General features: G+C 69.5%; 9 protein-coding genes and 1 tRNA gene. 6 read left to right on the plus strand and 4 right to left on the minus strand.

Annotation, left to right across the window (positions count from 1 at the left end; translation table 11 throughout):
• Positions 1–5 precede the first annotated feature (5 nt).
• Genes ET475_RS10940 through ET475_RS10950 form a run of 3 tightly spaced genes read right to left on the minus strand, consistent with a single transcriptional unit; the run spans position 6 to position 5855 of the window.
• Positions 6–464 carry a hypothetical protein gene (locus ET475_RS10940; RefSeq protein WP_129389877.1) on the minus strand — a complete coding sequence of 153 codons (459 nt, stop codon included), beginning with the start codon at positions 462–464 and terminating at the stop codon, positions 6–8.
• Positions 461–3022, minus strand: coding sequence for a PEP/pyruvate-binding domain-containing protein (locus tag ET475_RS10945; RefSeq protein ID WP_129389880.1), 2562 nt, complete (start codon positions 3020–3022; stop codon positions 461–463). Before ET475_RS10945 ends, ET475_RS10940 begins: the two co-directional genes overlap by 4 nt.
• A 58-nt stretch (positions 3023–3080) precedes the next feature.
• Positions 3081–5855 (minus strand): helix-turn-helix transcriptional regulator, encoded by a 2775-nt coding sequence (locus ET475_RS10950; protein WP_129389883.1) that lies wholly within the window; start codon positions 5853–5855, stop codon positions 3081–3083.
• Between the two features lie 38 nt (positions 5856–5893).
• Here ET475_RS10950 and ET475_RS10955 point away from each other — a divergent pair, with 38 nt between their 5' ends.
• Positions 5894–6892: an alpha/beta hydrolase gene (locus tag ET475_RS10955; protein WP_129389886.1), complete on the plus strand. Its 999-nt coding sequence runs from the start codon at positions 5894–5896 to the stop codon at positions 6890–6892.
• A 426-nt stretch (positions 6893–7318) separates the two neighbouring features.
• Here ET475_RS10955 and ET475_RS10960 read toward each other — a convergent pair whose 3' ends face one another.
• Positions 7319–7807, minus strand: a complete 489-nt coding sequence (locus ET475_RS10960) for a YajQ family cyclic di-GMP-binding protein (RefSeq protein ID WP_129389889.1) — start codon at positions 7805–7807, stop codon at positions 7319–7321.
• A 221-nt stretch (positions 7808–8028) separates the two neighbouring features.
• On the opposite strand from ET475_RS10960, the gene ET475_RS10965 reads away from it, so the two are divergent.
• The 5 genes from ET475_RS10965 to ET475_RS10985 all read left to right on the plus strand — a co-directional run bounded on the left by ET475_RS10965 (position 8029) and on the right by ET475_RS10985 (position 13074).
• Positions 8029–9276, plus strand: coding sequence for a sugar ABC transporter substrate-binding protein (locus tag ET475_RS10965; protein WP_129389892.1), 1248 nt, complete (start codon positions 8029–8031; stop codon positions 9274–9276).
• A gap of 78 nt (positions 9277–9354) precedes the next feature.
• On the plus strand, positions 9355–10962 hold the full coding sequence (locus ET475_RS10970) for an ABC transporter permease subunit (protein WP_129389895.1): 1608 nt from the start codon (positions 9355–9357) through the stop codon (positions 10960–10962).
• Between the two features lies 1 nt (position 10963).
• Positions 10964–11893 (plus strand): sugar ABC transporter permease, encoded by a 930-nt coding sequence (locus tag ET475_RS10975; RefSeq protein WP_129389898.1) that lies wholly within the window; start codon positions 10964–10966, stop codon positions 11891–11893.
• 91 nt (positions 11894–11984) lie between these two features.
• A complete protein-coding gene (locus ET475_RS10980; protein WP_129389901.1) occupies positions 11985–12899 on the plus strand; it encodes a PfkB family carbohydrate kinase in 915 nt (304 codons plus the stop codon).
• 90 nt (positions 12900–12989) lie between these two features.
• Positions 12990–13074 (plus strand) — tRNA-Tyr (locus tag ET475_RS10985).
• Positions 13075–13459: the final 385 nt, after the last annotated feature.

Consider the following 13459-nt stretch of genomic DNA (forward strand, 5'->3'; position numbering starts at 1 on the left):
GCCACTCAGCGCAGCGGGTACAGCATCCTGTCCACACCCAACCACACGAACCCCGCGGTGATCAGCATGCCGTCGAAGGCATGCAGTGCACCGAACCAGGCGCTCACGCCGAAGCCAAGGCCCACCAGCGGCCCCTGCACCGCGAACAGCAGCACGGCCATCACAAGCGGCAGCACCCAGCATTTCCAGCCCGAGCGGGCCAGCAGCCCGCACACCAGCAGTGCGGCGGCCAGGTACTGCAGCACTTCACCGGTGACGGTGTGCATCGTGAACGCCGCGCGTCCGACGGCCTCGTCGCCACCGCTTTGCGTCGACACCCAGAAGCCGTAGGCGGCGAACGCCACCTGCAGGGCGCACAGCGCCATGCCGATGATCGCGCCGATCCGCTGTGCGCGGTCGAATCCGATGCGCCAGCCGGCGGTGCCGGTCGTGACGAGCGGTCGAGCCGCGTGTGTCGTTGTCATGATCGATTCCCCTCCTCGGGGGCGGCATCCACCCGCCCCGTGGTTCCGTCGACGGTCACGATCTGGCCGTCGTGCAGCGACGTCGTCGCATTCCCGGTGCCCAGCACCGCGGGGATGCCGTTCTCGCGTGCACCGATCGCCGCGTGCGAGAGCGCGCCGCCGTGGTCGGTGACCACCGCGCAGGCGATGGCGAACACCGCCGCGAACGTCGGATCGGCGGTGCGGCACACCAGCACGTCGCCGATCTCGACGCGGGCGAGGTCGGGGGCCGACAGCACGACCCGCGCCGGACCGGTGGCCGTGCCGGGCGAGGCCGGCGCGCCGTGCAGCAGCGGCATCGCCGCCGCTGGATCGATGGGGGATGCCGCGGCCACAACGTCGTCATCGCGCATCCACAGCAGCGCGGCGTTGAGCTCGCGCGCGGCGCGCGGCAGGCCCCGCAGATCGGGTGGCGGCGCAACGGGGCCGACCCGCTGCGGTCCGGGGTGGGCACGCACCCATGCGCGCTCACCGAGCGCACGGGCCACGCGGGCGGCGAGGTCGTCGTCGCGCTGGCGGCGCAGCGCGGCCTGCAGCGTCGCGAAGTCGAGCTGAGCGGCATCCTCTCGCCGGCCCAGCGCGTCGCGCGCGACAAGCCGTGCGCCCGCCTCGAGCGCGGCCCGGCGCAGCAGTCCGCCGAAGGTCGCGCCGGTACGCACCGCGACGTCGTCGCGCACACCGTGTGCGGCGCGGGCGTGCCGCAGCGTCGTCTCGAACAGCTCTCGGTCGGCCGCCGGTGCGCCGGCAAGGGCTGCGCGCGCATCGGCGAGCGCGCCATCGGCTGCCGCGCTGGCGTGCCCGGCCGCGCCAGCGTGCCCGGCTTCGGCGCCGGCGTTCCCGGCCGCGCCAGCATGCCCGGCTTCCGCGCCGACGTGCCCGGCCGCGCCAGCCGGCATGCCTGCGGTGCCGGGGCGCTCAGCCGCCGCGGCGCGGATAAGCCGCTCCAGAAGCAGCGGCTGCTCCCACAGCACGGGCGAACCGGGGTCGTCGGTGAGCCCGCGGAACGCGAACCGCTCGCACCACGGCGCGAACGCCGCCGCGTAGCTCGGGGCGATCTGGGCGAACCGGTCCCACAGAGCGCCCGGCGGTGTCTCGCGCACCGCCAGGCGCTCGGCATCGGGCACCCGGGCCGCGAGGGCGCGCAGGGCGTCACCGGGCTCGGAACTGGCCGGCGAAGAGCCGGCCAGCAGCATCAGCGACCGGTTCTGCGACCATCCGAGCAGCGCACGGCACACGCCGACGAGACGATGGATAGGCACGGTCACGGCCACGGTGAGGGCGAAGTGCACCCTCATCGCCTGCTCGAGCGCGTCGCGCACATCGTCGAGGTGATCGGCCAGGGCATCATCGTCGAGCGTGGTCACCTCGACGGCGCGCAAACGGGCGGCTGCGGCATCCAGGTGCACCCCCTGCACCTTCTGCCACCGATCCGTCGCCGCTTGCGCATGTGCAGGGTCGACGGCGTGCACGGCGCGCGCACACCGGGCGCGCAGATCGGGGTTGATGCGGGACAGCACCCCCAGCATCCACCACGGCGGGGGAGCAGAGGCCGGCCGACCGGGCGTGATGACCGAGGTGTACATCTCACCGGCGATCATGCGCGCGTCCACGCGGGAGACGAGCGCCCCTGCCTCGGTGAAGGCGCGGGTCAGTCCTGCGGCCACCATCGCGGGCGCCAGCGATGCGCCCAGCGCTGAGAACGGCTCGGCGTACCGCGCGCTGTCTTTGACCCAGGTGCGCCCGGGCGGCAGCGTGTCGCGGGGAGGCACCGGCAGCGCCGTGATCGGTCGCGCCTGCAGCACGACGGGGCGGCCGGATGCCAGGGCCCACTCGACATCCTGCGGGCAGCCGGTGATCGCCTCGATGCGGCGGGCAAGAGCGGCCAGCTGCCGCACCTGCTGTGCCGTCAGCGCGCGATTGCGCCCCCGCACCAGGAGGGCCTGTTCGCCGTGCACGGTCCACTCATCGGGGTCGGCGGACCCACCGGCCACCACGTCGCCGAGACCGGGCACGGCCGAGATCATGACACTGTCGCGCTCGCCGGTGATGGGGTCTGCCGTGAACGCGATGCCCGCGGCATCGGCATCCACCTGCCGCTGCACGATGACCGCCATCGGGGTGCGGGCGCCGCCGTGTTCGCCGAGGCGCGGTTCGCCGGCCGAACGCCGGCACGCGCGTACGGCGCCCCGCAGCGCGTGCGGGCCGCGCACGCCGAGAGTGCTGAGGTATCGACCGGCCAGAGAGGCGTCGGCGCGATCCTCCGCGACGGCGCTGGAACGAACCGCGAAAACGGCGTCGGGCATCGCCGCGTCGATCTCATCGACGGTCGCGTCGAGGTCGGCGTCCGAGCCGGCAAGCGCGGTCGTCGTGAGCACCCAGCCCTCGGGAACGGGAAATCCGGCGGCCACGAGCATCCCCAGGTTTGCAGCCTTCGCCCCGACGAGGCCGCGCCTCCACCGCGCGGCCTCGGCCAGGGGCACAGCGCGAACAGCCGTGGTCTTCACCTCACGAGTCCCCATGTCGTGTGCCTCCGATGAGCATCCTCGTCCGGCGACGGGCCGAGCGCGATCAGGAGAATTACGTATCCGTTCCTGCGGCGACGAATCCCTCGGCGACGAACCCTGCGGCGACGAACCCTGCGTCGACGAACCCTGCGTCGACGAGGTAGCGCGTCAGACCGACGCGTGAGCGAAAGCCGAAGCGCCGATAGATGTGGTCGAGATGCGTCGACACCGTGCGCGGACTGATGCCCAGGCGGTCGGCGACCTGACCGTTCGTGAGCCCCGCAGCGACCAGCCGCGCGACATCGAGCTCACGGGCGCTGAGCGCCGGTGCGACGACGGATGCTGGGGGAGTGTCACGTCGCACCAGGGTCGTCAGCCCCAGCTCGGCGAAGCCGGCGGCCGCCTGCGAGAACAGCGGGCTCGCCGCGGCATCCGTGTTCGCATGCAGGGCCCGCAGCCACGTCGCCACCGTGTGTGCGAGCGTGGTGCGACATGACACGACCGCGTCGACCCGGTCGATCAGCGCCGCGATCCGCGGTCGGTCGCCGACCGCCGCGAGCGCGCGGCCGAGCACCGCGATCGAGAGGAGCGGCAGCCAGCCGGCGGCGGGGTCGTCGATCACCGTGACCCGCGCGAGCGCGGCGTCGGGCTGCCCCTGCGCGAGGGCGACGCTCAGGTCGGCCAGTTCCAGGGTCGCGACGACGTTCTTGTCGCCGTCCAATCGGTCCGTCGCGATGTGGCGGGCCTCGTCGATCGCCGCGCGGGCTGCGGCGGTGCGACCGGCGTGCACGAGGGCGAGCCCGTGCAGGCTCAGCGCGCCCAGACGCGCGCGGGGGTCGCCCTCACGCACGACGTCTTCGACGAGCCGGGCCGTCGCCCGCAGTGCGGCGTCGGCATTGCCCCGGGCGAGATCGACGATGGCGAGCCGGCCGATCGGCCAGCCCTGCAGCAGCGGGATGCCGCGGCCCAGTCGCGCGCTGGCGAGGCTGTGCACGCGCAGCGCGTCGAGGTCGCCCTGCGCGGCGGCGACGACGGCGAGTTGATCGTGCGCGCGCATGCGCAACAGCAGATCGTCGCTTCCCGATGCCGACGCGAGCGCGGCCTCGGTCGCCTGCTCAGCGGCGACGAAGTCGGTGCGTGCGAAGTGTGCCGCACCTTCGACGAGGCGGATGCGCGCGGCGACGTCGGGCGTGCCGAGCCGTTCGGACAGCCTCGTGAGATGGCCGGCGAGCTCTGCCAGCCCGTTCACGTCGCGCCGTCGCATCGCGTGAACGGCCTGTGCGTGCAGCACGCCGGCGAGCGCCTCGGATGGTTCGAGTCCGTCCAGACGTGCCCGTGCCGACTGCAGACGCGTCTGTGCGGCGCCGAACTCCCCGTGCGCCCATTCCAGTTCGGCGTGCTCGCGGTCCACACCCGCGCGACCGATCGGGTCACCGGCCGCGTCGAAGGCGTCGGCGGCGTCGTCAAGAGCCCGACGGGCGCCGTCATCGTCGCCCGCGTGCCGGCGGCAGCGGCCGAGCAGCAGCAGCACGCGCGATCGCGTCTCGGGCAGCATCCGGCCGAGGTGTGCGCTCAGCGCCTCCACGAGGCGCAGCGCCGGCGCCGCCGCGCCGAGGCGGTCGAGCCGGTCAGCCTCGGCCAGCACTATCCGCGCCGCCTCGTCAGGGTCGAGAAACCCGATCCCTGCGACAGCGTGCGTCGCCGCACCCGGGGCGTCGGTGGCGCGCAGCGCGCGGGCGAGACGGGCGTGCACGGCCTGGGTGCGGGCCTCGGGCAGGGCGGCGATCGCAGCATCGCGCAGCAGGTCGTGGGCCGGCATCCATCGTCCGTCGTCGAGGCGGATCAGCCCCGCGCGCTGCAGTGCGGCCAGGGGAGCGGCGACCTCGTCGGGTGGGCACGCACACACCTCGGCGATGACATCGACCGGCAGCCCGCCGCCCACGGCGACGGCCGTCATGATCTCGCGCGAGGGCTCGTCGAGCCCGTGCATGCGCATGCGGACCCGGTCGCGGATGTCGGCGGGCAGCGGCAGCGCGTCGTCCTCGGCAGGGCGGGCGGCGAGATCCCGGCCGACGGCGGCCACCAGCAGCGGCAGCCCCGCGCACGCGGTGACCGCTCGGCGCCGCGCGCCCGATGCCAGCGGTCGGCCCGCACAGGTGGTGAGCAGAAGATCGGCGTCGGCGTCGTTCAGCGGGGGCAGCACGTGTCGGTGCGCCGTCCACCCGTCGCGGCGCAGCGTGCTCAGAAGCGTCGCGAGCGCCGGCGGTGCCTCGGCGTGTTCGGTGACCAGCAGCATGCCGCCGTGGTCGGCGAGGGCGGTGGCGGCGTCGTCGAGCACCGCGAGGGTGGCGTCGTCCAGAAGCGGCGCATCGTCGAGCAGCAACAGTGCCGGCGACCCACCAAGAACAGCCTCGACCAGCCGTGCGAAGGCCTCGTGCACGCGCGCCCGTTCGAGCGCGGGATCGGCCAGGGGGGTTGGTGCGGGTCCGTGCAGCCCCGCGACGAACCCGCGCAGTGGTGCGTATGCGTCCGCCGACCGAAGGCGATCGTCGGCGGGCAGCGCGCGCACAGCGGCAGCGAGAGTGCGCACCAGGGCGGCGTAGGGCCGGTCCCGTGTCAACGCGTCGGGACGCAGCACCAGCGTCGTGATTGCGGCAGCCGCGGCATCGGTGACAAGAGCTTCGGCGAGCGCTGTGGCGCCGATCCCCGGCGGGCCGATCAACTCGATCAGCTGCGGCGTGCCGCCGGCCGCGTCGGCCAGCGCGGCATGCAGCATCGCCGTCTGGGCGGCGCGCCCGATCAGGCGCGCAGCCGAGTGCGCGTCGCCCGTGGCCACACGGGTCCCCATGTCGGCATGTTATTCCCGCGGCGCCCTACGCTGGGGTCATGAGCGACTGGCAGCCCGATATTCTCGGCCCGCCGTTCGAGCAGAAGACCCTGGTGTTGGGGCGTGACGACGAAGGGCCCATCGTCGCGACGCTGGTGCGCAGCATCCCGCGCCGCACCCTGCGGCAGCAGCCGTTGGCCGATGTCGACGTGCTGAGCGTGCACGGCTGGTCGGACTACTTCTTCCAGCCGCAGCTGGCCCAGTTCTTCACGGCGCGTGGCGCGCGATTTCACGCCCTTGACCTGCGCAAATACGGGCGTAGCCTGCGGCCGGGGCAGACTCCCGGCGACGTGGCGAGCCTCGACGACTACGACGCCGACATCGGCGCTGCCCTGCGGGAGATGGGGCAGGGGTCGGATGCCGCGCCGCGCCGCAGACTCGTGCTGCTGGGGCACTCCACCGGTGGGCTCGTGCTGGCGCTGTGGTCGGCACGCCACCCCGGGCGGGCGAAAGCTCTCGTGCTGAACAGCCCCTGGCTCGAGCTGCAGCTGGGCGCGATCGGGCGCAACGCCCTGGCGCCGCTGGTGAATGCGCGGGCGCGGGTCGACCCGCGTGGGCTGCATCCCGTCGTCGACTTCGGCTTCTACACGCGCGCGCAGCGTGAGGTGGGCGTGCTGCCGGTGGTCGGCTATCGCCAGGACTGGCGGCCCGAGCGGGGCTTTCGGGTGCACGCGGGGTGGCTGGCGGCGATTCTGGAAGGTCATCGCCGCGTCGCCGCGGGAGTCGAGGTGGGATGCCCCGCCCTGGTGCTGCTGTCTGCCCGGTCGACCCCGCCGCTGGCGTGGTCGGAGCAGATGACCACGACAGACTCCGTGCTGGTCGTCGACGACATCGCCAAAGCGGCGACGCGCATCGGCCGGCTCGTGACCATCGCACGCATCGACGGGGCACTGCATGACGTCTTCTTATCGCGCGTCGCACCCCGTGCCCAGGCATATGCGGCGCTGGAGCAGTGGCTGGTGCCGATGCTGCGTGCGCAATCGCAGCGCGCTGAGTGATCTCTCGGAAGGTGGCAGGTTGGCTCGACAGGATGCCGGTGGGCAACTACCGTTGAAAGTGGTTCCTGCGTATGCGGCGCACCGAGTCCCCAGCTTGGTGTCGTGCCTGTTCCCCAGACGGGACCGCTGCGAGCGCACAACCAGCGTGGGTGCCGCGAGACTTCGTTTCCCCAAAAATCGACAGCTCGCGGTACCCACGTCCTCTCTGCTTCGAACACGCTGATCGACGGCGCCCTGCCGGTCCGGTGACTCCCCAGTCAGTCTCGGCGGCGCAGGCGTCCAGTGAATGTTCGCCCCGTAGCTTCAAGTGCTCTCAAGCTACCTGGTGGAATCTCGCGTGTCCACCGAATGGGGGACACAGCCGCAGGTCTTCAGCGAATCTTAAGATTGCGAGGCGACGGACGAGGGGATGCCCCGCGGTGCCCGTCAGCGGTAGTTGACGAACTGCAGATCGACGTCGAGGTCGGCGGCCTTGAGCAGCCGGATGACCTCTTGCAGATCGTCGCGGCTCTTGGACTGCACGCGCAGCTCGTCGCCCTGGATCTGTGCCTTGACGCCCTTGGGACCCTCGTCGCGGATGACCTTGCTGATCTTTTTCGCGGAATCCTGCGAGATGCCGTCCTTCAGGCTCGAGGTGATCCGCACCTCTTTGCCGCCCTGGACGGGCTCGCCGACCTCGAGGCTCTTCAGCGAGATGCCGCGCTTGATGAGCTTCGACTCGAAAACGTCGAGCACGGCCTTCGCACGCTCCTCGGTCGAGGCCTTGATCAGGATCTGCTCGCCGCTCCATTCGATCGAGGCGCCGGTGCCCTTGAAGTCGTAGCGCTGCTCGACTTCTTTGCGCGCCTGGTTCAGAGCGTTGTCGGCCTCTTGGTGGTCGACCTTGGAGACGATGTCGAAGGATGAGTCAGCCATGCCGCGAGTCTACTCAGCAGGCGGCGGCATCCACTGTCTTATCTCATGCAACCGCTTCCATGACCGGCTGTGGCTGGACGGAAATGTCACGACGCGATATCAGTAGCATCGCGAGATTGTGCGAAAGCCACTCGTGAGCAACAATGTAAGCGCTTGCAAATCGAGCATCCCGAGCGTGACGCATCGCCGCCCGCTCATCCATTCCAGAGAGGCACACACCGATGAAGGTGAACAAGAAGAGCGCCGTGGCCATTGCGGCGCTGATCGCCGGAAGCATGCTGGGACTTGCCGGCTGCGCGAGCAGCGACTCGCCTGCCAGCGATGGCGACAAGCCGGCCGCGACCACATCAGGCACCCTGACGGTCTGGGTCGACGCCGACCGGGCGCGCGCGCTCAAGGACGTCGCTGCCCAGTTCCAGAAGGACAAGGGCGTCAAGGTCGATCTCGTCGTCAAGGACTATTCGAAGATCCAGCAGGACTTCACCGCACAGGTGCCGACCGGCAAGGGCCCCGACCTGACCATCGGCGGTCACGACTGGACCGGGGGCTTCGTGCAAGACGGCGTCATCGCCCCCGTCGAGCTGGGCGACAAGGCGTCGCAGTTCGAGAAGGTCGCCGTGCAGGCGGTCACCTACGACGGAAAGACCTACGGCCTGCCGTATGCCATCGAGAACATCGCGATCCTTCGCAACACCAAGCTCGCTGACGCGACACCCGCGAGCTTCGACGACATGATCGCGCAAGGTGAGAAGGCCGGCACGAAGTATCCCTTCCTGGTCGGGATCGACCCGCAGGGCGCTGACCCGTACCACCTGTACCCGTTCCAGACCTCGTTCGGCAACTCCGTCTTCGCGCAGAACGCCGACGGCTCGTACGACGCCAGCAAGCTCACGATCGGCGACGCCTCGGGTGAGGCCTTCGCGACGTGGCTGCGCTCGCAGGGCGACAAGGGCACCAAGGTCATCAACCTGAACCTCTCGCAGGACCTGGCCAAAGAGGCCTTCCTCGCCGGCGAATCGCCGTACCTGCTGACCGGTCCGTGGAACGTGGCCGACGCGCAGGCCAAGGGCATCGACGTGTCGGTCGACGCCATCCCGTCGGCCGGCGGCGAGACGGCAGCACCCTTCGCGGGTGTGCAGACGTTCTTCCTGAGTGCGAAGTCGAAGAACGCGCTGGCGGCCACCGACTTCCTGGTCAATTACATCGCCACTGAAGACGTGCAGACCGCTCTCTACGAGGCAGGTGGGCGCCCGCCGGCACTGACCAGTGCCTATCAGGCCGCGCAGTCCGACCCGATCATCGCCGGGTTCGGCAAGGTCGGCGAGAATGCCGTGCCGATGCCGTCGATCCCGCAGATGGGCGCTGTCTGGGACGACTGGGGCAAGACCGAGGCCGCCATCATCAAGGGCGGCGACGCGGTCTCCAGCTGGCAGAAGATGACCTCGAACATCGAGGCGAAGCTCAAGTAGTGCGCCGGGTGGGGCGGTGCCACATGCACCGCCCCACCCCGTACCTTCGCAGACGGATTCTGCAGACAGGAGTCGATGATGACAGCTCCCACCCTTCGTGACGCACCCGCGACCGACGCCGCCACGCAGCGGCGCGGCAAGCGTGCGGCCGCCGTGGCCGAAGCCGCCTCGGCGGGGTGGAAGGTGTGGCTAGCCAAGATCGTGCTGCTCGGCATCATCGATGCGCTCGCGATCTATGCCGTCCTCGTGCTGATCGGCCAGGGGCAGTGGCTGGTTCCGGCGATCGTCGTCGTCGTCGCCGTGGCGATCAACATCGTTTACCTGGTGCCCGGCCTGCTGCCGGCCAAGTACCTCACACCGGGGCTCGTCTTCTTGTTCGTGTTCCAGATCTTCGTCGTGCTGTACACGATCTACATCGCCTTCACGAACTACGGCTCGGGCCACATCTCCACAAAAGACGACGCCGTCAACGCGTTGATGCAGCAGTCGCAGTCGCGCGTGGAGAACTCGCCCACCTTCCCCGTGAAGGTGCTCGAGCGTGACGGCGGGTTCTACTTCTTGACCACCGACCCCGACACCGGTGCGTTCGTCATCGGCGGTGAAGATCAGCCGCTGGCACCGGTCGCCGGAGCCGACGCCGCGGGCGCACCCGGGTTCACCACTCTCGACTTCGGGCAGATCCTGGCGCACCAAGACGCGATCGGCGAGCTGTCGGTGCAGCTCGACGCCGACCCCAACGACGGCTTCCTGCGCACCACCGACGGCTCGAACGCCTACCTTTTCACCTCATCGCTGACGTGGGATGCCGCCGCGGGAACGATGACCGACACCACCACCGGCACGGTCTATCGAGATACCGGGCAGGGCGCCTTCACGGCCGACGACGGCACACAGCTGCTGCCGGGATGGCAGGTGTGGGTGGGCGGCGACAACTTCGTGCGCGCCTTCAGCGACCAGTCCATTCGTGGGCCGTTCTTCACGGTCTTGATCTGGACGTTCGTGTTCGCCGTGCTGTCGGTGGCTACGACCTTCATCCTGGGGCTCTTCCTGGCGATTGTGTTCAACGATCCACGCATGAAGAGCAAGAAGTTCTACCGGGTGATCATGATCCTGCCCTACGCGTTCCCGGGGTTCCTCTCGGCGCTGGTGTGGGCGGGCATGTTCAACCAGGACTTCGGCTTCATCAACCAGGTGCTATTGGGCGGTGCATCGGTTCCCTGGCTGCAAGACCCGTGGCTGGCCAAGATCGCCATCCTCGTGGTCAATCTCTGGCTCGGCTTCCCCTACATGTTCCTGGTGTGCACCGGGGCGATCCAGTCGATCCCCGACGACATCCAAGAGGCCGGCCGGGTCGACGGAGCCAGCGTGTGGCAGATCTTCCGGCATATCAAATTCCCGCTGCTGCTGGTCTCGGTGGCACCGCTGTTGATCTCGTCGTTCGCGTTCAACTTCAACAACTTCAACCTGGTCTACATGCTCACCGGCGGCGGGCCGCGATTCGCCGACGCGAGCATCAACGTCGGGCAGACCGACATCCTCATCTCGATGGTCTACAAGGTCGCATTCGTCGGTGCGAACCGGGATTACGGTCTGGCCAGCGCGTTCTCGATCATCATCTTCGTGCTGGTGGCGCTGATCTCGTACTTCAGCTTCCGTCAGACCAAGGTCCTGGAGGAGCTGAACTGATATGACCACGCAGTCCACCATCGTGCCGATCACGCCCGCTCAGGCCGTTGCGGCCGAGCCGGCACCCCTGCCCCGCCGCCCGTTCGGGCGCTGGTTCCGCGAGACCGGCTGGCGGCACCTCATCGGCATCGTCATGCTGGTGTTCGCCGCTTTTCCGCTGGTGTACGTGCTGTCGGCGTCGTTGAACCCCGGCGGCACGCTGCTGACCGCGAACGGCCTTTTCCAGAACTTCGATCTGGGCAGCTACATCGACCTTTTCGCCGATCCCACGCGCCCGTATGGCGACTGGTTCGTGAACACGATAGTGATCGGCGTGTGCAGCTCGGTGGGAACCGTCATCCTGTGCGCGCTGGCCGCCTATGCCTTCTCGCGTATGCGGTTCACCGGGCGACGCTTCGGACTGCTCACTCTGCTGCTCGTGCAGATGTTCCCGCAGCTGCTCGCCTTCGTCGCGATCTTCCTGCTGATGTCGGCGATCGGCGACATCTTTCCGGTGCTCGGGCTGAACTCGCAGATCGGGTTGATCATGATCTACCTGGGCGGCGCGCTGGGGGTCAACACCTTCCTGATGTACGGCTTCTTCAACACCGTTCCCGCATCCATCGACGAGGCGGCCAAGATCGACGGCGCCGGGCACGCCCGCATCTTCTTCACGATCATTCTGCGGCTTGTGGCCCCGATCCTCGCCGTGATCGGACTGCTCGCGTTCATCAGCACGACCAGCGACTTCGTCATCGCCTCGGTCGTGCTCGTCGATCCCGACAAGCAGACGCTGGCGGTCGGTCTCTACCAGTTCGTCTCCCAAGAGACGGCGCGCAACTGGAGTGTCTTTGCGGCCGGCGCGGTGCTGGCCGCCATCCTGCCGATGGCGCTGTTCCTGTCGCTGCAGCGCTACATCGTCGGGGGTCTGACCGCCGGCGCCGTGAAGTAGACACCCCGCAACGCGCCCGCCCGGCCGCACGGGGTGGCCGCCGCGCGCGGTCACGCGGGGGCGCGGCATCCGGCCTTTCTAGACTGTCGTCATGGAACAGCGCACCGCCCGCGTCGTCGTGATCGGCGACGCGCTCATCGACGAGTTGCGCGACGGGCGGTCGGTGAAAGAGCTCGTCGGCGGGGCCGCGCTCAACGTCGCGGTCGGTCTCGTGCGGCTCGGGGTTGCGGCGACACTGATCGCCATGGTCGGCGACGACGAGGCAGGCGAGCACATCCGCGCGTATCTGCATGACTACGGCGTGCAGTTGCTGGCCACGCCCGGCCCGCGCGGATCGTCACGGGCGGTGTCGACTCGCACGGCCGGTGAGCCGGTGTACGCGTTCAACGCAGCGGCCCAGCAGCGCCGGGTCGACTTCGGGCCCGACGAGCGTGCCGCCATCGCGCAAGCGCCGCTGACGGTGGTCAGCTGCTTTCCGTTCGACGACGCCGAGCAGGTCGCCGCACTGGCCGAGGCGGTCGGCGACGGGCCGCTGGTGATCGACCCGAATCCCCGGGCGGGCATGCTGCACGACCGGGCGGCATTCGTGCGCGGATTCGGCTCTCTGGTTCCGAGCTGCCGGCTCGTCAAGGTCGGCGACGATGATGCCCGGCTGCTGTACGAGAGCGACCTCGACACCGTACGGGCGCAGCTGGGGGCAGCCGGTGCCCAGGCGGTGCTGGCCACCGCCGGTGCGGCAGGGGCGGTTCTGGATGCCGCGGGTGCCGACGTGGCGGTGCCGGTGGCCGCAATGCCCGGCCGGATCGTCGACACGATGGGTGCGGGAGACGCCGTACTCGCGTCGATCGTCGCATCGCTGGTGAGGGATGCCCCGGCCGACCCGGTGGCATGGGAAGAAGCGCTCGAGCGGGCCATGCGGGTGGCCGCGGCCACCGTGCGGTTCGAGGGCGCTCTGCTGCGGCATCCCGACGCCGTCACCATGGATTTGGACCGGCTGGGAACGTGAGCCCCGCCTGATTCGCGAGGGGTGCGGCGGACGGGTAAGATAAATGATCGCGCCTCTGGTCGACTGAAAAAGCCGGGCGGGTGCGCACCCGGCAGGTTACCCAAGCGGCCAAAGGGATCTGACTGTAAATCAGCCGTCTTCGACTTCGGGGGTTCGAATCCCTCACCTGCCACCATGTCCTGAGTCGCGACATCGTTTACGAACGAGTTGCGGCTCAGGACTTTTTTGTGGGTTCGGGGGTGTTGACGTCACGGCCCGGCAGGCCCCAAGCGGCACGGCTGTCGTTTCCGATTGCGGGCTGAGTGCAGCCAGGGTGCCCGTCACGGAACACCCACCCCCATCAGCCACGATGGCACTCGTCCGCGACACGTAGACGGAATTCTGGTTCGACGACCTCACCGGGCCAAGTTCGGACCTTGCGCCCGCGACAAACGAGATCATTCGCCCTCCGTGTTCCCGCGTGATTATGCATGCGGCGCTGACGCCTCGCTCTCACGAATGAACGCGAGTTTGCCGAGTGTAACCTGTCACCCTTCTTGCGCGACACGCTTCGCACCTGA

The organism is Microbacterium protaetiae (assembly GCF_004135285.1).
GTDB lineage: Bacteria > Actinomycetota > Actinomycetes > Actinomycetales > Microbacteriaceae > Microbacterium > Microbacterium protaetiae.